Source organism: Limnospira sp., from assembly GCF_051859755.1.
GTDB lineage: Bacteria > Cyanobacteriota > Cyanobacteriia > Cyanobacteriales > Microcoleaceae > Limnospira > Limnospira fusiformis.
In genome coordinates, this window is the sequence record NZ_JBIMLI010000023.1 from 14,149 (window position 1) to 38,920 (window position 24,772).

Below are 24,772 nucleotides of genomic sequence, written 5' to 3' on the forward strand. Positions count from 1 at the left end.
ATTTATAAGATGCAAACTTTTGATAAGTCTTCCGAGGCTAATTTAAATCAAATTCCCGCGAAAGAAAGCAACTTTTTAGACCAAAACCCCCACCTAGAACCCTCGGCAAATTTTCCCGGATTTGACAAGAATAATCCGCCGCCGCCAGACTTAATTAATACCTGTGTTCATTGTGGGTTTTGTTTAGCCACCTGTCCTAGTTATCGGGTAATAGGTAAAGAAATGGACTCCCCCAGGGGTAGAATTTACCTGATGGATGCTATTAATAAGGGAGAAGCACCCCTTGCTAAAGCCACCAGCGAACATTTTGATAGTTGCTTAGGTTGTTTAGCCTGCGTGACCACCTGTCCTTCTGGGGTTCAATATGACCGTCTCATCGCCGCCACCCGTCCCCAGGTGGAAAGAAATGTTCCCCGAAATTTAGGCGATCGCTTAATTCGCACATTGATTTTCAGCTTATTTCCCTATCCCGACCGTCTGCGTCCCCTGTTAGTTCCCCTGTATTTATATCAAAAATTGGGGATTAAAAACCTAGTGCGGTCTACCGGATTATTGCCCAAAATCTCCCCCAGACTGGCGGCGATGGAATCAATTTTGCCGGAAATTAACTCTAGTGCTTTTCAGGACAATTTACCCACAGTAATTCCCGCACAAGGGGAAAAACGCTATCGAGTCGGGATGATTTTAGGTTGTGTACAAAGGCTATTTTTCTCTCCGGTAAATGAAGCCACCGCTAGGGTATTAACGGCTAATGGTTGCGAGGTGATTATCCCTAAATCTCAAGGCTGTTGTGCCGCACTTCCTGAACACCAAGGACAAACGGAACAATCCCATGTTTTGATTAAACAAATGATTGATAGTTTTGCCGACACTGGGGTTGATGCTATTATTATTAATGCCGCCGGTTGTGGTCATACTTTAAAAGAATATGGTCACATTATGAGGGATGATCCCGAATATCGAGACAAGGCGAAAGAATTTGCAGGTAAAGTCCGCGATGTACAGGAGTTTTTAGCGGAAGTGGGGTTAACGGCGCACTTATCTCCTTTGGTGGAAGGGGAGGATTTAACTATTGTATATCAGGATGCTTGTCACCTGTTACACGGACAAAAAATTAGCAGTCAACCGAGGGAGTTATTAACCAAAATTCCTGGGGTGAAATTGCGAGAACCTGTCGATGCGGCTTTGTGTTGTGGTAGCGCCGGGGTTTATAATATGTTACAGCCAGAAGTGGCGGATGAGTTGGGACAGCAAAAGGTACAAAATCTGCTCAATACTGGGGCGACTGTAATTGCTTCGGCTAACCCAGGGTGTTCTTTGCAAATTAAGAAGCATCTGGAATTACAAGGAAAGCGGGTTACTCTCAAGCATCCTATGGAGTTATTAGATGATTCTATTCGGGGGGTGAAAATTTAATTCTCCCTGAGATTAGCAAAAGCTAATTAACACAGGTGCGTCAGTCCCTCCCTACAATTAATAATTAATAATTAATAATTAATAATTAATGACCGGGTGGGGCGGGTTTATTTAGAGCCGGGTGGGGAATTGAATTGACAGCAGAACCCGCCCCTACAATTGTTAATTATCAGGTGGGACGCAGAAGACGATCGCTTATGGATTTTTCATCATTTCCACAAAGTCTTTCACCAAGTCCAGGTGATGCTGAAGCTGTTTGACTAGGGGTGGGATAGCTTCCAGGTTTTGTTGGGTGGCGAGGTTTTCTAACTCCTGAGAGATGGCGGGAATGTGGAAGATACCAGCATTGGCGCTAGACCCTTTCAAGGCGTGTGCTTGCTGTTTGATTTCGGCAAAATTCGAGGTATTAATCGCTTTATTGAGAGTCTCAATTCGTTGTTGTGCTTGATGGATAAAGGTGGTTAACAGACGATACTTATACTCGGTTTTTCCCTTAAATAACTTATTGAGGCGATCGCTATCAACCGGACAATCAACCGGACTATCTAAAGGTGGCTGATGATTGGCTGTGGTGGGTGTTGGATTTTGGGTTTCCAGACAAACCGGAACCCAACGATTAATCACGTTGACTAAAGCCTGTAAATCAATAGGTTTAGTGATGTAGTCATCCATTCCCACTTGTAGACAGCGATCGCGATCGGAAGGCATTACACTAGCAGTTAAAGCGATAATGATAGGAGGTCGTTGGGAGTTTTGGCTACCGCGAATTCTGGCTGTAGTTTCATAACCATCTAAAATAGGCATCTGACAATCCATTAAGATTAAATCATAATGCTGTGTTTCTAAATGTTGTAAAACCGCTTCTCCGTCCGACACAGCATCAGCGACATAACCCAATTGTTGCAGTTGAGTTAAAACCACTTCCTGATTAACTAAGTCATCCTCAGCTAGGAGAATTTTTAGAGGTATAGAAGCCCTGAGTTTATCGTTAGTTTGGGAGAGATGACAACATGGTGGTTTGGGAGTTTCGGGAAAGGACGATCCCATCAATACATCATCCCAAGACTTATCAAGGTGATGGTCTAAATTAGGGATATCAAGTTCCAGGGCTTTGGCAAAACTTCGCAGTAATCGCAGGGGGGCGATCGGCTTGACTAAATATACAAAATCCCCTAAATTTAACACCTGTTCGGCGCGATTTCGCTGACTAATACTACTCATTAAAATTAGCTGAGTTGGCGAATCACTAGAGGTTTTATAAAGCTGTCCTAGTAATTTAGCACCATGGCGGTCTAGTAACTCTAAATCCATGAGAATCAGATTATACGGGGAACCTTTAGCCTGTTGATGATGCCATTTATCTAAGGCAATTTTAGAGGTATCTGCTGTCTCTACTTGTATTCCCCATGGCTGAGTTATGCAGCTAACTGAATGCCTGACTAAACTACTATTTTCAACTACCAATAAACTCATATTTTTCAATTCTTTGGGGGCAGAAGTTTCCGATAATTCCGATGGTAAAAAAGTGGCGTTAAACCAGAAAATAGAGCCTTCTTCTTCTTGGCTCTTAACCCCAATTTCACCCCCCATTAAATTCACTAAGTGCTGACAGATTGATAAACCTAATCCCGTGCCACCATATTGACGATTAGTGGCGGAACTAGCAGGGGAAAAAGGCTGAAATAATTGGGGTTGAAGTTCATCAGAAATCCCCATTCCTGTATCTTCTATGGCAAAGTAAATATTAATGTGATCTTGACTAATTACTCTGGGAGTCACTCTGATAATAATATGACCGGATTTGGTAAATTTAATAGCATTATTGACTAAGTTAATTAGAACCTGCTGTAAACGCATCCCATCACCCTTTAAATATCGGGGAAGATTCGGTTCTAACAAAATAATTAGTTCTAGTTGTTTATCCTCAGCTTTAACCGCCAACAGATCCACTACGGTTTCTAGGCAATCTTGTAAATCAAAGTCATGGGATTCTAGGTGAGTTTCTCCGGCTTCTAGTTTGGATAAATCCAGAATTTCGTTAATTACAGTTAATAGATGTTTAGCGCTGCGATAAATGGTTTGGGTGTAATCTTTTTGTTGGGGTGTGAGATGAGTTTGCATTAACAATTCAACCATCCCCAAAACTCCACTCATGGGGGTGCGAATTTCATGACTCATTTGCGCTAAAAATCGAGACTTGAATTGAACGGCATCTAAAGCAGCGTTGCGAGTTTCGACTAGATTATTTAAGGGAATAATGACTAGAATTACTCCCCCAACTTCTCCAGAATTACGATACCAAGGTCCCACAGTCCAACCATGATAAATCAGAGAACCATCCTCACGAATCCAGGAATCCTCTAAAGCCGACACTTTTTCGCCGCGCAAGGCTTTTTTATGGGCTAACTTCCAGTCATTTTTTACGTTAGGAAATACATCATAATGATTTAAACCGATTAATGAGTATATCTGCGGCTTTAAATGCTGAATCCATCCCTCTGAATAAGCCAGGTATCGCATTTCTGTATCAAACATGGCGATGGGTAGGGGAAGGTAGGATATCAGTTGTTGTAGTCGTTCACATTCTAATTCTTGTTCACATGAACCGTCGGGACTACAAGCTACGGGTTCCCCGGTGACGATCGCACCTAGAATTTCTCCGCAATAATTACGCCAAGGAACTATTTGGAAATTAACTTGCTGTTGTCGTCCGTCACTACCCAATAGGATATGATGTACATGAACTTGCTGTTGAGTGGCGATCGCTTGCAGATAACGGAATTTCACCCCATCACGGACTGATTCTGGTAGACATAGCATCCAATAATTGCGATCTATCACTTCCTCCCGTCGATAGCCGGAAATTTCCTCGGCGGCATGATTCCACTCGACAATCTTGCCTTCTAAAGATAGTACAATCACAATACAACCCATCTGCTGTAGGAAAGACTGCGATCGCTTGATAGTGTCTATTATTTCCGCGCTGGCGGGTTTTCGCCATCTAACTAAGGTCAAACTGGCGACCATACTAATCATGGCGCTAATACCAAGGGTAAGGACTAACGGATCGGAGTTGGGTGGAGTTGGGAGAAACATTGACTGACGCACTCTTTAGCGGTTAGGGTTGATCCATAATAGGTGGCTCTTTAGGGTGGCTCAGAGGCGGTAAATGCCGATAATAACCCGATAATTCCCTTCTGACCCACCTTTTAGGCTGATTGATAGTGATGCCACAATATAATCTAGGTATAGGCTGTAACATAAGTTCAAGATTAACATAATCGGGGGTAAAGTGGGACACACTAGATCGTCTCCCCAGCCTCCCGGCGGAAATTAACGCGGAAATTCCAGTTTTCCACCGGGGGACCTTTAGCTAAACTTGCTTTCGTGCTGCGGCTTCGGAGGTGGAAAGCTCGATTTGTCCGTCCCTGAATTGTACGGGAGGGGTTCACCAATAACCTGCTGGAAATAGTCGCGCGTATAAACCCGCCCCTATTAGGAATCGCCGCGCCTTTAAACCGGAGATGATGTCAATATGGAGATGGTTGTATGAATCAGTATCAACACTTTCTGAAAATTAAGACCCAGGGGAAATCTTTGGCTAAAATTACCCGTTATATTCAGGAAGCTGTAGAAACATCTCAGATCCAAACGGGTATTTGTACGGTATTTATCCGCCATACTTCTGCTAGTCTCATTATCCAAGAAAATGCTGATCCTGATGTGTTAGAAGACCTGGAAAATTTCCTGTCTAAATTAGTGCCAGAAGGAGATTACTACATCCACAGCGCGGAAGGACCGGACGATATGCCTGCCCATATTCGTAGTGTTTTAACTAATACATCTGAGCAAATTCCCATCTCCCAAGGACGGCTAGTATTGGGAACTTGGCAAGGACTATATCTCTGGGAACATCGCCGCCGTGGCTCCTATCGAGAACTGGTAATTCATATTATGGGGAATTAGTCCAAATTTGATTGATTAACAACTTGCAAATTCTCATGGAGACTAACTAACTATGAAAATCGAATTTTTGCCGGATAATGTGACTGTGGAAGCTGAACCAGGAGAACCTATATTAGAAGTGGCTAACCGCGCGGGAGTTTCGATTCCGACGGGCTGTTTAATGGGTTCCTGTCACGCCTGCGAGGTGGAATTAGATGATGGAGAAATTATCTGCTCTTGTATTAGTTCTGTACCAGCCGGAAGGGAAAAAATGACTATTAATCTGTATTCTGATCCGGCTTGGTAGCACTGGGGTTAAGCTGTCGGATAATGATGGCGATCGCCCCTAAACCCAGTAACCCCAATAACCCGGCTAAGGGGTTTCTATCAATGCCAGTCACCCAGGGGGGAACTTTTCCTAAATTCATGGTTAATTCTCCCACATTTATGATATAATAAGCACCAACTAAACCGCCGTGTAAGCCTATGGCTAACGCCAAAGAACCATGAGGATGATTAGGGGTGCGGGTGGCATCTTTTGCCCAAACTAAAATTATCCCTAATAGCAATAAACCCGGAAATTGTAACCAGGTTCGCACAATTTCTTCCCAAGGTTTGATAAAGTGGAGTAGGGCGAATATAACACTACTCACCCAGAGAGATTTGACGGGGGAATAGTCCCGCCGTAATTCTTCTAGTAGCCAACCTCTAAATAACAACTCCTCAGCAAATCCTACCCCCAAAGATACCAATAAACTCTCAATGATAATTATAGGGAAATTGGCGGGGAAAGGTTGCCACTTGAGCCAGCCGAACCCAGTAGCGATCGCAAATATTCCCAGAACCCCAACCCAACCCAAGCCTAAACCAATTAACAAACCCTCACCGCTGCGGCGACTAATTTCCAGACCACAGACCCGCAAATAACGAGGCTGACCATAAACCGATTTTCCCCACCATTGCAGTAAAATCAAAAACTGACAATATAGCAAAACTAGGGTAATGATACTCACCAAATTGGGGTCGCCCCCTAGCCAATAAATGGGAATAGCCAGGGGAAGCCAAATTAGCAGCAATAGAACCACAAACAGCCCCAACCGAACCGGGACAGGGCGGCGGACTAGGTGAGAGAGATTAAACAAGCGATCGCAATATAGCTGAAATTATCTTCCATCAGAGCAGTCTACCACTACTCGTCAGGTTCTATGGTACTGGTCAAGCCATGATTTTTTAAAGTTTCACAATAAAACTCAGCGTGTTCGAGGGCGCAGGTAATCACCAAAGCCAAGCCATTAGTGTGAGCCTCCATCATAATACTAACAGCTTGGGGTTGAGTCAGGCCGGGAACGGTACTCATCAGCACTTGTACCACATACTCCATGGGGTTATAGTCATCATTATGGAGCAGAACCCGATAGCGTGGTGCTAACTTCCGATTTGTGGAAGTCTTTTCTACGGTTTGGGTTGACACAGAACCATCTCCTCCGTTTACAAAGTTACAGTGATCGGGGAATTTATCGATACCAAAGCAGACCAAAGCCATAATCAGACCATCAGGCTATTGAAGGCTGGCTAGACTCAGCCCAATTCCTGATCAAATTGACAATAACTTGGCGAGGCGCTGCTAACTAATAGCTTAACAAGCGTCTCCCATTGAGTGCAACCCAGAAGTCCGAACTCACCAGATACAACTAGAATGGTTAATAATAAGATGGATACAGTGATCAGCCGAAACCATCATTTATGCAGAATAGTACATTACTCCTAACCAAAGAACTCCCTAACCTGACCTACTCCCCCCTACTAGACCGCTTTGATGACAGTTGGGAAGCGCCCCTGTCTACCCTCCTAGGCTTAGGACGCGCTGCTGGGGCTGACCTGGTAGAATTTTTCCTAGAGCGCAATAATGTGATCAGTTGCTTGGCTGAAGATGACGGCATTACCGGGGTTTCCCCAAGTCTGTCTTTAGGGGCGGGTATTCGCGTATTTAAGGGAAATGCAGATTGTTATGTGAGTACCAATGATTTATCCTTTAGCGGCTTGCGTGCAGCCCTGGAAAAAGCCTTATCCATCATGGGTTTACAGCTTCCTGGAGCGGTGGGATTTGTTCCTTCGGTCAATTTGGAACTATTGCGGGATTACGCGACCTCTAAGGGCAAAGAAAGCTGGCTGGCTCAATGTAGTTCGATGCAAGAGATGGGCGATATCCTGTTGGCAGCTAACGCTCAACTACTCAAAAAGGCTAACCACGTTCAATCTCGGCGTTCGTCCTATTTCCGAGATTGGCAAGAGGTTCTGGTAGCCTGTAGTGATGGCACTTTTGCGCGGGATGTGCGATTGACTCAATCTCAGGTTTCGTCGATAATTAGTGCAGATGGCGAACATCGCTGTTCTATCAGTAAACGTGGCGGTAGTACCAGTCGCCCGGATTGGTTGCGGACTTGGGACTATGAAACTGATGCGGAAGATATGGCAGAATCTGCGGGTAAAATGCTTTATGCGGATTATGTCGAGTCTGGCTATTATCCTGTGGTGATGGCTAACCGCTTCGGTGGGGTGATTTTCCACGAAGCCTGTGGGCATTTACTGGAAACTACCGCTATTGAAACGAAAACAACTCCTTTTGCTGATAAGAAGGGTGAGAAAATTGCCCACGAAAATCTGACGGCTTGGGATGAGGGTCTGTCGGAGCAGGCATTTGGCACTATCGATATGGATGATGAGGGAATGCCTGCCCAGCGTACTCTCTTAATTGAAAATGGTATCCTGAAAAATTTTCTGTGCGATCGCGCTGGGGAAAGACGCACGGGAAATCCCAGAACCGGAAGCGGTCGCCGCCAAAACTACACCTATTCACCAGCCAGCCGGATGCGTAATACTTATATTGCGCCTGGTGAGTATTCTGTTGATGACCTATTTGCATCAGTCGATCGCGGTTTGTACTGTAAAAAAATGGGTGGCGGTAGTGTCGGCGATACCGGAAAGTTTAACTTTGCGGTGGAAGAGGCTTATCTCATCGAAAATGGTAAACTTACTAAGCCTCTCAAGGGTGCAACTTTAATCGGTTACGCTACGGAAATTATGAACAATATTTCTATGTCTTCCCAGGATATCGGACTGGCGGCGGGGTTCTGCGGTTCGGTCAGCGGTAGCGTCTATGTGACGGTCGGACAACCTCATATTAAGGTTGATGGTATTACTGTGGGAGGAAGATAAATTGCTGGGTCGGGTGGCGGGTGTGATCAATTTTGGGATCTTCCCTTAACCCGGTTCGACAATGTTCTGGGAATTTGAGTTGCTTTGGTGAAACAGTAATTAGAAAAAACAGCGATTAATTAGATGATGAATACTGACAGTTTGATTAGTGAAGTTAAAGATTCGGCGAGTAAATTGGGAATCGGCAAGTTTGATGTGTTTGGTGCGACGGTAGAATCGAGTAGCGCTCAGGTTAATCAAGGGGTTCCTAAACAGGTGAAAGCGTCGAATCGTTCTAGTATTATGGTGAGGGTCTGGAATGAGGATGGCACTCTGGGGGTGACTTCTACTAATGACACGACCCCCAAGGGTTTGGAGTTGGCTTTGCAAACGGCATCGGAAGCTAGTAGCTTTGGCGCGAAAGAACATATACCTGATTTTAGTCCTTTGGCTACTTCTCCGGTAGAAGACATGGGCGATCGCACTGCGGAAGCCGCCCCTATGGATACGCTGTTAGAAACTTTACTGGAGGCGGAAAATAAGTTATTAAATAGCCATCCTGCTATTGTGGGGGTTCCCTATAATGGGTTGTCACAACGGGATTTAGTCCGGTTTTATGTGAACAGCGAGGGGGCTTTACGACAAGAACATCTTTCTTATGCCTCGATTTATCTATATAGCAAGACTGAAGAAGATGGTAAAAAGCCTCGCAGTGCGGGTGCTTACCGTTTGGGTCGTAGCTTGGAAGGGTTGGATATTGAGGGATGCTTACAGGAAACTTCCCAGAAAACTATCAGCCATTTGAACTATGAAAAGATTAAATCTGGGCGCTATTTGGTGATGTTTTCCCCAGAGGCTTTTTTGAGTATATTGGCGGGGTTTTCTAATATTTTTAATGCCCAAAATGTCTTGGATCGCCAGAGTTTGTCTACGGTGGAATCAATTGGGACGGCGATCGCTTCTCCGATGTTATCGGTTAGTGATTACGAATTGCACCCGACAAATATCGCAGCGACTACCTTTGATAGTGAGGGAACACCGAGGGGAGAAGTGGCACTAATTAAGGAGGGTATATTAACTCATTTTCTCCATAGTTCCATTACCGCCCGCCGCCTGAATGCTCAACCTACCGGTAATGGTAATATGGGGGCGAAAGTGTCGGTGAGTCCGAATTTCTTTTGTGTGGCTCCGGGGACAGGTGAAAATAGCGAATCCTACAACATTAATACTGCTGATAATGTGATCTGGATTGATGAGTTGCACGCCCTCCATTCGGGAGTACAATCTATACAAGGCTCGTTTTCTTTACCCTTTGATGGTTGGATGATTAAAGGAGGCGATCGCATTAGTATTGAGTCCGCTACCGTGGCTGGAGATATTAAACAACTACTCAAGTCTATTGTCTGTGTGGAATCAGAAGTTAAACTCACAGATGGCGGCGTTTCTCCTCGGGTTTGGGTGGAAGGATTATCGATTACCGGGGAAGGATGATATTGACCCAATTTACCGGGGAAATTTCGGCTCTAGTGGCGGCGTTATTTTGGGCGATCGCATCAGTGATTTATGCTAATGTCGGCACCAAAATCCCGCCCCTGGGTTTGAACCTCATTAAAGGCGGAATTGCGAACTTTTTACCAGTTTAGATCGGGGTCGAGATTTTAGAAACCTATGAGCGAGTTTGGGGTTCTGTTGCAGGTGCTTTTCGCTTTGTCTGTTAGCATAGTTTCGCTGATGAAGTGCAAGTTCAAAAGCGTGACGGCTTAGTTTTTTGAGTTCCCCAAACTTTTAATGACGGCGACAGCTCCTGTTAAGCCAATAAAAATCAAAAATGGATCCCAATCACCTGTTCTAGCACCATATTGAGCAGAACGTGCTGTTGCTCTACCTAGCCCCCTCATACCACGTGCTTGAGCGGGCTGGGCAGCACAAAAACCTGTAGCCGCAATTAACAAAGCCACAAAAATGGCAAGACAAGACTGTTTTTTCATCTCCAAAACCTTATGTGTTTGTCTGATTGGATTATACCATCTTGAGTCGGTTTTATTTGTTAAGTATTTATCCATGGGAGAAACTATCAGTTTCCGCGCCTTTTTAGGGGCATTAGTCGCCATTTTCGGCGTGGCGATGTTATTTTTAGCCTGAGAAACCTTCTCTTTCCAGTAGCCGCAATAACCCGGTTTCTGATGTCAAATACTGCCAAAGCCCGGATCAACTCTCCGGGCGGGAGTTAGGCACGAAGTAAATCAATCACACAATTGAAATTGAGCTAATTCTGTAGGTAGGTTGGAAGAATGGGGAACCTTGACACCACGAGGCGCTAGGATACCCATACCAAAAACACAACCATCTTCAGCACTACAATCAGTCATTCTTAGGGATAGTTCGTAGTCATCCTCAAATGGAGGCTCAAAGGAAACAACTGAGACTAAATCTTCGTGAAATTCCAGCACTTCCCCACTCATGGTTTTGACTCGTAACTCCACATCGGCGCAATTTTCATCGCAATAGCCGACAAAAAGATACTCGATAGAAGGATCAAGTCTGAGGGTTAACGGTGCGCTAACTCTCGCGGGCCCTTTGCCAATTACGGGCCAGAATGCTAACTCGAAACCGTCTCTTCCCGCCTCCTCAACCACATCTCTCAGTTTGCAGACAACTGTTCTTTGTTGGTCTGTCAGATCCCTGGCTAGGGCTGTCCCTAGGAGTGCAGTACCGAGCAACATAATAATTCCCGGTAGATAATAGTGTTTCCGTTTCATTGATATCCTCTGGGAAGGGATGGTGATTAAGGGAATTTCAGAAATAATTGGAGAATATCACATTTTAGCGCGATCGCCTATAGATAGTTTATCTGTCCGTTACCCCTAGCTCTAAATTAGATTCAATTTAAGTTACCATTCCTCCAGCCATGCTTTCATTTGTGCAATTTCTGCCTCCTGTGAGGTCAAAATGTCTTCCGCTAAGGATTGCATTTCTGGGCGATCTGATTTTTCTTGTAAGCCTTTAGCCATCACTAAAGCACCTTCATGATGAGGAATCATCGCTTTGAGAAAACGCCGATCAAACTCATCATCTGCTTCGCCTAAATCCATATCCATCCGCATAGCACTGATTTGTTGCGGAGACATTTCCATCATGTGATTCATTTGATTATTCCAAGCCATTGGTGTATCTGGTGCGTCTGGATACCAGGCTTGTCGCCACTCCCTCATTTGGGCAATTTCTGTGGCTTGAGCTTGAATTATTTCTACTGCTAAATTTTGCAATTCCGGTCTGTCTGATTTCCCTAAAACTTCCTGTGCCATAATAATTGCACCTTCATGATGAGGAATCATCGCATCAATAAAGCGTAGGTCGTAGTTTTCATCTGCTGGCCCTAAATCCATATCAGCATGATCCATACCTCCATGATCCATGGTTGGTACGGTTTCACCAGTGATCTCTATGGGTTCCTCTATGGACGGAGGTACGGAATCACAACCCGCAATTAATCCCAATATGGCTATCAAACTCCAGGTTGATTTTCGGAAATTCGCATTCATTAACTTTCTCACCGATAACTATCTTAAACTCCCCCCCAATTATAAACTCTCTAGTCAACAGGAGAGTCAAGGAATAGATATCATAGCAAATGTTTACCTAACATCTGGGATTAATCAATCGGTAGACAGATGCGGAATTCGGAACCTTGATCGATTTCGGACTCTACCTCTAAACTTCCTTGATGCTTATTAACCACAATTTGACGAGCGATCGCTAATCCCAAACCCGTACCTTTTCCTACTCCTTTAGTGGTAAATAAATAATCAAAAATTTGGGACTTTAGTGCCTCTGGCATTCCGGAACCATTATCTCCAATCCGAATCTCTACGGAATTTTTCTCAGGCAAAACCTGGGTAGAAATGGTAATAATTTGATGATTGATTTTGAGACTCTCAAAGGTTGAAGTCATGGCGACTTCATCTAAAACATCGATCGCATTAGCCAAAATATTCATAAAAACTTGGTTGATTTGACCGGGAAAACACTTGATTTGAGGTAAATTGCCATAGTTTTTGACGATATCAATAGCGGGTCGATGTTGATTAGCCTTGAGGCGATGTTTGAGAATTAACAAAGTGCTATCAATACCTTGGTGAATATCGCAGGAAACTTGATGATCTAGATCCGCTCTGGAAAAAATCCTTAAACTGGTGCTAATATCTTTAATGCGATCGCACCCCAGTTTCATCGATTCTAACATTTTTGGCAAATCTTCTAAATGATACTCAATCTCTAATTCCTCATATTTAGCCACCATGTCTTCCCCAGGATCAACAAACTTTTCCTGATATAGTTGCAGATATTCACTCAGAGACTGCACGGATTTAATCGCCTCGTTAATATTACCATGAATAAAGCCGACCGGATTATTAATTTCGTGAGCTACGCCAGCAATTAAATTCCCCAAGGCTGACATTTTTTCCCCTTGAATTAATTGCAGTTGCGACTGTTTAATTTGTTCCACATAATCTTGGGACTGTTGATATAAACGAGCATTTTCTAGGGAAATAGCCGCCTGAGTGCAAAGCAAGTTCACAACCACTAGGCGATCGCTCGTAAATACACCACTGATCCGACGATTTTCTAGGCTCAAAACTCCCACCAAATTACCCTGATTTAAAATCGGTAAACATAACATACTCTTAGGTTTTCGTCCCTGTAAATACTTATCAATTACAGGTAAATCCGTTTGCATATCATCAATAACTACTACTTTCTTAGTATTTTTCACATAATTAATCAGTTTGACTGGGACCTTAGTAGTTTCGCTCAAAAGTTCCCCACAAAGTTCCGTATTTCGGGGAGTAGCAAGCGATCGCACTAGCCAATTTCCATCAGGGTTAGGCAAAATTAAAGCACAGCGTGAAGCCCCAGAATTTTGCAAAATAATCTTAGTGAGTTGCTGCAAAAGTTCCTCTAATTGAATCGTACTAGAGATGGCCTGGGCTGCTTTTAAAATCGCTGAAAAATCCAGCAAATTATTAATACTCGAACCCGACGAACGATTACTCGATGTAGATGTGTGAGTTGAAATACTCGGAGTAACCACAGTTGCTAAAGTCGCCATAGGAGTTAAATTAGATCCCGTCGCTTCTAAAATAGGTTTTAGTAAGTTAGGATAGGTATTTTCCAACTGCTCAGTTTTAGCTTTTGCGCCCCACCTCGCATAACAATAATAGGCTTCCTGCATATAAACCATTGCCAACTTTTCTTTACCCCAATTCAGATAAAACTTAGCCGCTAGTTCATTAGCTAAAGCCTCCTCTTGGATAAATTCGTGTTTTTTGGCTCCTAAAATTGCCTGGTCATATAAATTTATAGCCTCAACTTTTTGATCTAAAACTCGACATTTTTCCGCCTCGATTAAATCCAGCTTATGCTGATGATTCATTGGTGCATAATATGCCCAGTGACCTAAATGCTGTTGATTCTCTTCTACACGCTGCCACAATTCTGATTTCTGTTCATGTTCGGGAGCATAAATGCCTAAAGCCGTGAGGGAATCATAGAAATAAAATCCGGGAATGCTAATCATACCAGCACCACCAATTAAATATTTTTTAGCCTCAATTGCATAAGTTTCAGCTAATTTGAGTTCTGCAAATAAATAGGAAAGCATCATTTTATATAGATAAAATATATACAATCCCAGCACATCATGACTATCAGTAATGCGAGGCAAAATTTCTGTTTCTTCCATCGCTTCACCTGATAAAATGTGAGGGTTGACTGCTAACCCCAATAAATTTAAAGTAGACTGCCAATAAATTCCACAGTAATTGGCAGTGGTTATTTGATTCAATCGTTGTAAAGCGTTATAGTATCCAGATGACTGCTTTTCCAAGGTGACTAGAGTTTCACCACCCCAAAATGAGTTGAGGCAAAAGGTTTGAGCGCAATATCCAGCTTGTTCATGATTGCCAATTTCTAAGGCTTCTTTATAGCTGTCTTGTAGAAGATAAACTACGGTTTTAAGATGGTTTTTTCTGTGTAAAATAAATAAACATACTACATGAGTAACTTCTGGTTTTGCGGTTTTGATGTCTAATTTTTTCACTAATGTTAGCGCCAATTGACCAAACTTCAAACCTCTATCTATATCTTGTAAGAGATTACAACAAATTACTCCATAACAGGCATAACTAAAGGCGGAAGCTGATGTATTGCCATATTCAATTGATAGCTTAACTCCTAAAGAAATAAACACGGGAAATAAGGGAGGTTTGCAGATATAAGCGACGGGAATCATACTATTGGCTATCTGCAAAATCGCGATTTTTTCTAGATCTGTCATTAAGGGTAGGTTAACTAAGTCGTCAATATCGCGATCGCCAATGAGTTCGATAACTTCTGCAACTACTTGGTTAATATCGTTTGGGGTGGGATTTGCTGGGTAATTTACACCCATATTTTGCAGAAACTCTTGACCAATATCAATAGCCTGACTTAGCTGATTTTGAGCCACATTTGCTTGAATTTTAATCCGGTAAACATCCACTTTTTCTACCCACTTTTTACCATGAGACATCACCTCATCAATAAAAGTGTTCATAGTCTCAAAATCACCGGACAAGGCAGCTAATTCCGCCCCCAAATTATAAAATTCTAGGGTGATTTGATATTGTCGTTCCCAGGATTTTTCCCCAAGTGAATATAACCCCGTCTGGGTATAATCTAAACCCGCTTGATAGGCGGTAGCTGCTTTGGCTTTCCGACAAGCTATCAGGTTTAGTTTGGCTAATTCATCCCGTTCTTTTTGGGTGGGAATTAAGGCTATACCATAGTTAAGTTTACTGATGATATCAAAAATGTAATCTTCCCTAGACTCAAGAGGAATTTGTTTCAGCAATAGTTGTCCTATGCGGTAATGAGTAGCCTGTTTTTGCTGTTCAGGAATTAGTGAATAAGCAGCCTGTTGTACCCGGTCATGCAAAAATTTGTATTCTACTTTGTCAGTATGGATACTGTTTAACTCCGTTTTATACTCAGCTATATATAATTTATAAAGCTGAGTTTCCGGGATGATTAAACCGTATAATAGGGCTTTCCATAAAGCGATCGCTACTTGGGTTGGTGATTTTTCACAAACAATTGCTAATGTATCCAAATTAAACTGATTTCCCAGACAAGCCGCTAACTGTAATATCTGCTGAGTTTCTTCCGGTAATTTTTGCAACTGAGTCGCCATAAACTCAACTACATCATCCGTGATAGATAGGGAATTAACTTGGGCTAGATCACATTCCCAGGAGCGTTTTTTTAGATTAAAGTTAATACATTTATCGTTATATAATGCTTTCAAAAACTGAGTGATAAAAAACGGATTTCCTTTGGTTTTACGATTAATTAATTCGGTGATAGGATCGGCTAGTTCAAATGTACAAGCTAAGGTATCCGCCACTAACTGATTACTATCCTCAAACTCCAGAGGACTTAAAGTAATAGTATGAACCGTTTTACCCATTTTTTTCAGTTCTTCTACTGTGAACATCAAAGGATGCACGGGAGACACTTCATTATCCCGATAAGCCCCCAATAACAGTAGATAGGTCTTTTCTTCCATTAATAGCTTCATTAACTCCAGAGAGGCTAAATCTGCCCACTGTAAATCATCCAAAAATATCACCAGTGGATGCTCAGAAGTTGTCAAGACTGCTATAAATTTTTGGAAGAGTAAATTAAACCGATTTTGGGCGGCAGTTCCTGATAATTCGGGGACGGGAGGTTGAGGGCCGATGATTTGTTCCAGTTCGGGAATTACCTCAATTAAAACTTGTCCGCTATCCCCTAAAGCTGCTAAAATTGTGGCTTTCCATTGGGCTATTTCTAGGTCAGATTCTGATAAAAATTGCCCCATTAAATCCCTGAGTGCTTGCACAAAAGCAGATAAAGGGATATGATGATTTAATTGGTCAAATTTACCCTGAATAAAATAGCCTTGCTGACGAGTAATCGGTTTGTGAACTTCATGGACTACGGCGGTTTTCCCAATACCGGAAAACCCGGCAACTAACATAATTTCTGATGCGCCATTAGCTATCCTATCAAAGGCTGCTAATAATTCGTCAATTTCGTTTTCTCGACCATAGAGTTTTTCGGGAATTAAAAAGCGATCGCTCAAGTCACCAGAGGCGATCGCAAACTCGCCAATATTACCAGTTTCTTGCCACTGTTGCCAACACTTTTCTAAATCATGTTTGAGTCCCAAAGCACTCTGATAACGATCCTCAGCATTTTTTGCCATTAATTTGGCAACTATATCAGATAAAACCTTCGGCACATCAGGGTTAACCTCATGTAATGGAGTTGCCATTTTAGCCAAATGACAATAGACTAATTCCATAGGATCATCAACATTAAAAGGCAACTCTCCCGCCAGTAATTGATAGAAAGTTATTCCCAGAGAATATAAATCACTGCGGTAGTCGATGCCACGATTCATTCTGCCAGTTTGTTCTGGGGATAAATAAGCTAAAGTCCCTTCTAAAATATTAGGATTTTGGATAGTCTGATTTTCTTTGGGCAATAATGAAGCTAGGCTAAAATCAATCAGTTTAACTTCTTTGGTTTCCGGATGAATCAGGATATTGGCGGGTTTAATATCTTTGTGAATTACCTTCTGTTGAGATAAGCCGTGTAGAATTTCTGCCAGTTGCAACCCTATGGATAAAAAATCAGGAATTGATAATTTTTCATGAGCCCACTGATTCAGAGAAATATGTCCCTCATAGGGCATCACTAAGGCATAACTATTCCCATAACTTTCTAAAGATAAAGGTTTGACAATTCCCGCCAGTTCCAGATTTTTCGCCAGTGTATATTGATTGCGAAACTGAGCCAGTTCATTAAAATTCGGATGGGGATTTCGTAAAACCTTAATGATTACCGCTTGGTTATCACTGGTTTTAGTACCCTGATAAACTATGGTGCGGGTTCCTTGATAGATAATTTCGCCAAAGTTGTACAAGGGAAGAGTCATAATCATGGCGTAGTCTGTAGTTAATAGGGTTGACTCAATCAGAACTTGGATAGATAGGCGCTTCCAGGCTTTCCTAGCCTCGGTCTAGTTAATTGTGGGCGGTCTGTGATTAAACTTTTGATAGCTTAACCCATAAAACCAAAATTTTCTGTAAATTGTGCTATAGAGTAATACAAACTTCGCAGTTATGCCAAGGGTAACTTGATCACAAATTCTGTCCCCACCCCTGGGGCTGATGAAAAACTCAACTCTCCGTGGTGATTTTGGGTGATAATTTGGTAGCTAGTTGGTAATCCCATCCCTGTACCTTGACCTACGGCTTTGGTCGTAAAGAATGGGTTAAACACTTTGTTTTGATGTTCGGGACTGATGCCAATACCATTATCTTTTATGGCAATCAATATTTGCTTTTTCTGGGCGAGGCGTGTTTTGATGTTTATACATCCTCTATAATCAGAGTTTGCCGCAGTATTTAATAGATTTCGTCTTTCCTCGATCGCCTGAATAGCATTAATGAGTAAATTCATAAATACCTGATTTAATAGGCTGCTATAACATTCAAATGACGGCAAATCTCCATAGTCTTTAATTACCTGAATTACCGGACTTCCATTGCTACCATTGACGCGATTTTGGAGAATCACTAAGGTGCTATCAATATTTTCGTGAATATCCACCGATTTTAACTTGGCTTCATCTAAACGGGAGAAGGTACGCAGGGATTTAACAATATCCCGAATCCGGGAGGCTCCATTAGTCATTGAACTAATGATTTTTGGGAAATCATCCTTAATAAAATCTAAATCCATATCCTCAATTAAATCGCTAATTTCTGGGGGAGGGTCAGGATACAATTCTTGATAAGTATCAATCAATTCTAACAAAGATTCCGTATAGGTAGAAGTGTGGGTTAAATTGCCGTAAATAAAACTAACTGGGTTATTGATTTCATGAGCCACACCGGCGACTAATTGACCTAAACTAGACATTTTTTCAGCTTGAATTAACTGCACTTGTGTTTCTTGTAATTCCCGATATGCTTTTTGTAATTCCTTACCTTTGGCTTTGGACTCCTGATAAAGTTGAGCTTGATAAATGGCGATCGCTACCTGAGTTGCCAGATTTTGTAGGAGTTCTATTTCATCATCTAACCAAGAGCGATCGCATTCGCAACCCTTAATACAATCACTCTGAACTCTCCCGATTTCAAAACCTCCAATTGTCCCGCCAGCAGTATGCACAGGTAACACCAAATAACTGTCAATTCCTGACTGTTGACAAAATTCTTTTAAGGGTTCATCTTGGCTATCCTTAACTACATCTACCCGATATATTTTGCCATGAAATAAATGATAAAATAATTTCGGTAAATCATCAATATTATAACTCCCTATCCAACTAGGTATTCCTGAATTTTTCTGCTCCTTAACATTTTCTAAGCAGGGTGGATTGGTATCGGCTCTATACCATACAAATGCACAAATATCAACTTGAATTTCCTGAAAAATCGCATTGACAGCATTTTGCAAAATCGTATCTAAATTAAGAGAATTGCGAATTTCGGTGCTGATCCGATTTAAAGTTTGGGTGCGACTCAGCAAAGATTGCAACTTTTGTTCCGCTTTTTGGCGTTCCCTTAAAGCCGCTTGCTGTTCACTAATATCTCGAACAATAGACAAAACATCATTACCACAGGGAGCAAACCGCGCCTCATAATTTCGGACCCCTTCAGGCATTTCTAGTTCATATTCCAACACCTGAATTTGTTGAGTTTTTAGGGTTTCTGCAATAGCTTGACTGGTTGGTATAGCCAGAAAATCAGGCAAGACTTCATGGATATTTCGACCCAAAAATTGCGAGGGTTCTATTAACGGTGTCACCTGTGGAGATGGCTTATAATCAACCAAAACATAATCGGATCTATAGCGGAACATCATATCAGGAATAGCATCCAGCAAAGCGCGGGTCTGAGCCTCGCTTTCTTTTAAGGCATTTTCCGCCTGTATCCGGTCTGTAATATCTTCAAAAATTCCCACCAAACCAATTACCTTTCCGTCGGCATCATGGAGAGGTATTTTAGTGGTTTCTACCCAATTAATGCTACCATCAGCATTGCTTTTATTTTCAATTAATTTGATTTGGGGTCGATCGCTATTCATCACCTGGCGATCGCAAGTGCGATAATGTTCAGCTTCTTTTCGGCTCACACAATAATCATAATCCGTTTTTCCTATAAAAAAGCTCGTATTTTCACGACCGAAAGCCGTAGCAAAAGCCTGGTTACACCCCATAACCACACTATGAGAATCCTTCCAAAATATCGACTGTGGCAGAGCATCAAGAATAGTTTGCAACAACTCCCGCGATTGATAAACTTCCTCTTGCGCCTTCACTCTTTCCGTAATATCCATCACCGTCCCAAACATCCGCACCACCTGCTCGTCCCGCTGTTCTATTTCAATCCGAGCATTCAGATAAGCCACCTCATCACCAGCACGCACAACCCGAAAATCGAAGTTTTGGGGAATCCCCTTATTAGCTTCCGCAACCCTATTTTGAAAGAAAGAGCGATCGTCAGGGTGAATTCTGGTCAGATGTTCTGCAAAAGTCGGCTCACCTTGTTCCGGACTCATACCAAACAGATTAAATACCTCTTCCGACCAAGTAACCTTTTGGGTTTGAGTCTCAAAAGACCAGTTCCCAAGATGCGCCACTTTTTGAGCTTTTTGCAGTTGATTAGTCAGTTCTTGTAGCGCCAGTTCATTAGCTTTACGCTGCGAAATATCCTGATAAATTCCCATAAATCGCAGCGGTTCACCCAAACGATTCCTCTCCACAATTTTACCAATACCTAAACCCCATTTATAGGAACCATCCTCGCATCGTAAACGATGTTCAGTCTCATAAATATCAATTTCTCCCCGGATATGTCGATTCATATTCTCAGAAACTAATTCCATATCCTCTGGGTGAATTCGACTGATCCACTCATTAACATTATGATGAACCACCCCTTCCGTCGCACCGATAAAATTCCGCCAATGTTCCTCCGATAAAACCAACTCATTAGTTTGCATCTTCCAATCCCAAGTGCCAATATCAGCTGATTCTAGGGCAATTTCTAAACGAATATGACTTTCCCGCACCGCCATTTCCGCCTGTTTACGGTCATGAATATATCGGGCAATTCCCAAACATCCTATCACCTCACCTTCATCATTTCTCATCGCCGACACATTAGTAGAATGCCAGTAATAGCGATTATCTTTATGTAACACCCTATATTCAGCACCTCGCACTTTTTCCCCTAATAAAGCTCGATGAAAAGCATCTACACAAATTGGCAGATCTTCACTATGTACAAACTCGGCAAAAGAAATACCCAACAACTCATCAATGGGATATCCCGTAATTTCTTCAAAATTTGGGCTCACATAACTAAAAGTGCCATCCACATCAGCAATAAACACCATATCATTGAGATTTTCAGTCAAATTCCGAAACTGACTCTCGCTTCTTCGTAGGGCAATTTCACTTTCTTTTTGCTCAGTAATATCTCGCACATAACCATACCAAGTCGTGCTACCATCCTGCTCTCGTTGGGGTGTAGCATGACCAAGCAACCATAACAATCGACCATCAGGGTGAGTTATACGATACTCGCAAAGCCAGGGAGTCAAATTTTTCGCCGATGCCAAAATCGACTCTTCTACCAACTGTATATCATCAGGATGCAGCGCATTAAAAAGGGCACTAGCATCAGACCGCACGGCTTCTGGTTCAATACCATAAATCTCTCGTAACCCTTCGCTACTGTAGGGAAAAGCAAACCCACCATCGAGATTTTGACAAAACTTATAAATTATCCCAGGAATGTGGCGACCAATTTGTTGCAGACAATACTCTGCGTCCATTTGTGCGGTAATCTGTCCCAGTTTTTCAGGAGTACAGACAGAGGCGGCTAAGGCAGATTGCAACGATTCTACCTGTTCTTGTAGGCTTTTGATTTCGGTAACATCTCGTAAAGTTACCAGATGACAATTAGGCAAAAAATTAGCCCTAGCCATATACTCGACCATCACCACACCACCATCAGGTCGTATCAGACGAAATGAGCCACGCATCTCCCCTTGGTGGAGGAAATCTTGCCAAGTTTCCTCAAAATTAAAGCCGGGTTCAGCAAAATCACTAATCCGACATCCCATCAAATCTTGATGTGGCAACCCAAATAATTGGCAAGCGGCCTGGTTAGCATCAAGGTAATATCCCAAGTCATCTGCTATAACCATCCCATCTGTCCCAGCTTCAAACAAAGCCGATAGGGGACTATCTGGGGTGATCACGGGTCTGACTAATTTCTTCGGTTTAACCCTATGACGGGAATGAGCAGATAAAACCTGGATTTGATTGGAGAATATCATAATCAATTAAGATAACAGAGAACTTGTGGGCAGACTCCCTCGTTTCCTGTGCCACCTTTAGGGACTACCTAGGGATGAGTCATCACTTGAGCAGTCATAAAATTTTCGGACCCTTAGAAAACCAAGACGGATGCGATTATGATTAATTATGGCTCAAAATATTTCCAGTCGCCATAGGTGGCATAATTTTAGTCTATTTTCGGTGCTAAATAGAAATAATCCCCGTCTTGATACCAAGAGGGGATTAGCAACAACACCTGGGCAACAACGGATAATCTATGATTCTGTTATCTGGGACAAACAGAAATATTGTTAGCGTTCAGAACAATTCTTCCAGCAGAACGTTGATTAATTAACACGGGGTTTCCGGTATCAGTTTTAATGATCAGGGGATCAAGTCTCTTGCATTCCTGAACCCGTTCGCCCCACTCCTCAACCCGGCGGGTATATTCAGCGCGGACGCGGGGAATATTATCTAGGGTAATGCCGGCCGGAATTGGTGGCAGATTAGGAATAAATACTTCATCGGTGATTACTGCGTCACTTCTGATGTTGCGGTTAACTCCTAATTCATAGATAATCGGATAGCGGAAAGCAGAAGGGAGAGTCCGAAAAGGATTAGCCAAATCGGGCAAGCTGTAGTACCTGGGGGGAGTCACTCTGCCAGTTTGCGGATCTGGTCGCTGGTATCTGATATCAAAATCTGATGGAGTTGTGGGAACTCCAATTTGAGCGAAGGCTTTGACAGGCATGAATGCTGTAATCAGCACACACAACCCACCTAACAGTTTAGACTTCATTAAACTCATCTCCTCAAAATCACCTAGTGGTTTGCCGATCCATCCTACAGGCTATTGCCCTAGGATTCTAAGTTCCTGAGACTTTTGCCAGAGGTATCTCGGAACTCTAGCAAATTTTACCTCAGATATCAACTGATATTATTACCGGAACCAAACTATTGTCCCGGATATCTATTTACTCAGGATTGGTGACGATCGCATTACCATAGCCAGTAGCCACTATAAGGCCAAATCTGATAAATTGTTTATCCTAACCAAAATCATCACCAAATTATCTGCTCAAGATCCATCTATGACATCCAACAACGACTCGCGCCGCCTCGCCAAATTTAGGGGCTACCGGGAATCTATCACGGTTAAACCCATCACTAGCCTCCAGAGAAAAATCGGCATTTGGGTATGTGGGCTGATTCTCGGATTCGTCCTTAGCCAAACCCACGCCTATTGTGCCGCAGCAGGCGATCGCATAATTTCCGCCATTACCAACCCCCCACAACCGCCACCCACCCCAACCCAGGTAGGGCCGGATTTTGAACTCAGCCAAATTCCCCTACCAAACCCTTTTGAAACCGCCAGCAACAGCCCCCAAGCCAATCAACCCAGCCATCAACGGGAATTTAGGGGAGTATGGGTCGCCTCGGTAGTTAATATTGACTGGCCCTCAGCTTCCAATCTATCGGTAGCCCAACAAAAATCTGAACTCCTAGCTATCCTTAACCGGATGCAGGAATTAAACCTTAACGCCCTAGTCTTGCAAATTCGCCCCACTGGCGATGCTTTCTATCAGTCCCAAATTGAACCCTGGAGTACCTGGCTGACGGGAAGACAAGGGCAAGCCCCTAATCCCTTCTATGACCCCCTACAATTTGCCGTTGAAGAATCCCACAAGCGCAATATTGAACTCCACGCCTGGTTTAATCCCTATCGCGCCCGCATGGGTTCAGAAAGGGGTCCTTTTGCACCCAATCACATGGCCGCGGTTTATCCCCAATACGCCTACCGCTACGGCGACCTAATTTGGATGGACCCTGGTGCGAAAGAAGTACAAGACCGCACCTATAACGTGATTATGGATGTTGTCCGGCGCTACGACATAGATGCGGTTCACCTGGATGATTATTTTTACCCCTATCCCAAACCCGGAATTGCTTTCCCGGACGGACAAACCTACAACGCCTATCGAGCGGCTGGGGGTAATCTCTCCCTGGCTGACTGGCGGCGAAATAATGTCAATCAGATGATATTCCGCCTATATCAGGGGATTAAGGAAATTAAGCCCTATGTCAAATTTGGCATTAGTCCCTTTGGTATTTATCGCCCTGGAAAGGCTCCGGGAATTGTGGGTATGGATCAATATGAGGCTATCTTTGCTGATGTCAAATTATGGATGGATAGGGGATGGTTAGATTATCTCTCTCCCCAACTTTATTGGCGCATTGACCCCCCACAACAGAGCTATCCGGTGTTATTGGATTGGTGGGTACGGAATAACCCCTTCCAGCGCCATATTTATGCGGGAAACTTTCTGAGTCAATTGGCTAATGGTTGGCCGGTGTCTGAGTTTCAGCGACAAGTCCAGATTTCTCGCCAAAAAGCTAATCAGCTTTCCCTGGGAAATATCTTTTTTAGCATGAAGATGTTTCGGGATAATCAAAGTGGTGTGAATGAGGTATTTAAATCATCTGTTTACCCAACTCCGGCTCTGCCGCCGTCTATGCCTTGGCTAGACAATGAACCACCACAACCCCCAACGGGTTTACAAGCTAGTTCCGGGATGATTTCCTGGAATCCATCTCCTGATCATGATATCCGATCTTGGGCTTTATACCAGCAGTTTACCAATGGTTGGCAGTTGGTGAGAGTCCTCGATCGCAATACCACAGCGGTCAGGGTCTCACCAGGAACCTACGCCGTCCGAGCGGTCGATCGCATGGCTAACGAAAGTTCAGAGGCGATCGTTAATGTCAGTTAAT

Annotated in this window: 16 protein-coding genes; 7 read left to right on the forward strand and 9 right to left on the reverse strand. The window is 43.0% G+C overall.

Annotated features, from left to right (window positions below; translation table 11 throughout):
• The first annotated feature begins 9 nt into the window (after positions 1 to 9).
• Positions 10 to 1,416, forward strand: coding sequence for a (Fe-S)-binding protein (locus ACTIE0_RS06365; protein WP_006622073.1), 1,407 nt, complete (start codon positions 10 to 12; stop codon positions 1,414 to 1,416).
• Between the two features lie 195 nt (positions 1,417 to 1,611).
• Here ACTIE0_RS06365 and ACTIE0_RS06370 read toward each other — a convergent pair whose 3' ends face one another.
• Positions 1,612 to 4,512 carry a response regulator gene (locus tag ACTIE0_RS06370; RefSeq protein ID WP_006668662.1) on the reverse strand — a complete coding sequence of 967 codons (2,901 nt, stop codon included), beginning with the start codon at positions 4,510 to 4,512 and terminating at the stop codon, positions 1,612 to 1,614.
• Positions 4,513 to 4,965: 453 nt separating this feature from the next.
• On the opposite strand from ACTIE0_RS06370, the gene ACTIE0_RS06375 reads away from it, so the two are divergent.
• Both ACTIE0_RS06375 and ACTIE0_RS06380 read left to right on the forward strand, forming a co-directional pair.
• Complete coding sequence (locus tag ACTIE0_RS06375) at positions 4,966 to 5,382, forward strand: secondary thiamine-phosphate synthase enzyme YjbQ (protein WP_006622075.1); 417 nt, start codon at positions 4,966 to 4,968, stop codon at positions 5,380 to 5,382.
• A 52-nt stretch (positions 5,383 to 5,434) separates the two neighbouring features.
• Complete coding sequence (locus tag ACTIE0_RS06380; RefSeq protein ID WP_006622076.1) at positions 5,435 to 5,668, forward strand: 2Fe-2S iron-sulfur cluster-binding protein; 234 nt, start codon at positions 5,435 to 5,437, stop codon at positions 5,666 to 5,668.
• Here ACTIE0_RS06380 and ACTIE0_RS06385 read toward each other — a convergent pair.
• The gene (locus ACTIE0_RS06385) at positions 5,640 to 6,503 is read right to left on the reverse strand and encodes a CPBP family intramembrane glutamic endopeptidase (protein ID WP_006622077.1); all 864 of its coding nucleotides are present in this window, start codon (positions 6,501 to 6,503) and stop codon (positions 5,640 to 5,642) included. The two genes, ACTIE0_RS06380 and ACTIE0_RS06385, sit on opposite strands and share 29 nt — an antisense overlap.
• A gap of 47 nt (positions 6,504 to 6,550) precedes the next feature.
• Positions 6,551 to 6,832, reverse strand: coding sequence for an ATP-dependent Clp protease adapter ClpS (clpS, locus tag ACTIE0_RS06390; protein WP_008054756.1), 282 nt, complete (start codon positions 6,830 to 6,832; stop codon positions 6,551 to 6,553).
• A gap of 272 nt (positions 6,833 to 7,104) precedes the next feature.
• Here clpS and ACTIE0_RS06395 point away from each other — a divergent pair, with 272 nt between their 5' ends.
• The 3 genes from ACTIE0_RS06395 to ACTIE0_RS06405 all read left to right on the forward strand — a co-directional run bounded on the left by ACTIE0_RS06395 (position 7,105) and on the right by ACTIE0_RS06405 (position 10,199).
• On the forward strand, positions 7,105 to 8,577 hold the full coding sequence (locus ACTIE0_RS06395; protein WP_006668661.1) for a TldD/PmbA family protein: 1,473 nt from the start codon (positions 7,105 to 7,107) through the stop codon (positions 8,575 to 8,577).
• A gap of 123 nt (positions 8,578 to 8,700) precedes the next feature.
• Positions 8,701 to 10,047 (forward strand): TldD/PmbA family protein, encoded by a 1,347-nt coding sequence (locus ACTIE0_RS06400; protein WP_006668660.1) that lies wholly within the window; start codon positions 8,701 to 8,703, stop codon positions 10,045 to 10,047.
• A 2-nt stretch (positions 10,048 to 10,049) separates the two neighbouring features.
• Positions 10,050 to 10,199, forward strand: a complete 150-nt coding sequence (locus ACTIE0_RS06405; protein WP_439516861.1) for a hypothetical protein — start codon at positions 10,050 to 10,052, stop codon at positions 10,197 to 10,199.
• Positions 10,200 to 10,316: 117 nt separating this feature from the next.
• Here ACTIE0_RS06405 and ACTIE0_RS06410 read toward each other — a convergent pair whose 3' ends face one another.
• From ACTIE0_RS06410 to ACTIE0_RS06435, 6 genes are all read right to left on the reverse strand, one after another.
• Positions 10,317 to 10,667: a hypothetical protein gene (locus ACTIE0_RS06410; protein WP_006668658.1), complete on the reverse strand. Its 351-nt coding sequence runs from the start codon at positions 10,665 to 10,667 to the stop codon at positions 10,317 to 10,319.
• 132 nt (positions 10,668 to 10,799) lie between these two features.
• The gene (locus tag ACTIE0_RS06415) at positions 10,800 to 11,315 is read right to left on the reverse strand and encodes a hypothetical protein (protein WP_006668657.1); all 516 of its coding nucleotides are present in this window, start codon (positions 11,313 to 11,315) and stop codon (positions 10,800 to 10,802) included.
• A 132-nt stretch (positions 11,316 to 11,447) separates the two neighbouring features.
• On the reverse strand, positions 11,448 to 12,098 hold the full coding sequence (locus ACTIE0_RS06420; protein WP_006668656.1) for a DUF305 domain-containing protein: 651 nt from the start codon (positions 12,096 to 12,098) through the stop codon (positions 11,448 to 11,450).
• A gap of 110 nt (positions 12,099 to 12,208) precedes the next feature.
• On the reverse strand, positions 12,209 to 17,584 hold the full coding sequence (locus tag ACTIE0_RS06425; protein ID WP_006668655.1) for an ATP-binding sensor histidine kinase: 5,376 nt from the start codon (positions 17,582 to 17,584) through the stop codon (positions 12,209 to 12,211).
• Positions 17,585 to 17,763: 179 nt separating this feature from the next.
• Positions 17,764 to 21,999, reverse strand: coding sequence for a PAS domain S-box protein (locus ACTIE0_RS06430; RefSeq protein WP_006668654.1), 4,236 nt, complete (start codon positions 21,997 to 21,999; stop codon positions 17,764 to 17,766).
• A 287-nt stretch (positions 22,000 to 22,286) separates the two neighbouring features.
• Positions 22,287 to 22,799, reverse strand: a complete 513-nt coding sequence (locus ACTIE0_RS06435; RefSeq protein WP_006622091.1) for a hypothetical protein — start codon at positions 22,797 to 22,799, stop codon at positions 22,287 to 22,289.
• Between the two features lie 241 nt (positions 22,800 to 23,040).
• On the opposite strand from ACTIE0_RS06435, the gene ACTIE0_RS06440 reads away from it, so the two are divergent.
• The gene (locus tag ACTIE0_RS06440; RefSeq protein ID WP_006622092.1) at positions 23,041 to 24,771 is read left to right on the forward strand and encodes a glycoside hydrolase family 10-like protein; all 1,731 of its coding nucleotides are present in this window, start codon (positions 23,041 to 23,043) and stop codon (positions 24,769 to 24,771) included.
• Position 24,772: the final 1 nt, after the last annotated feature.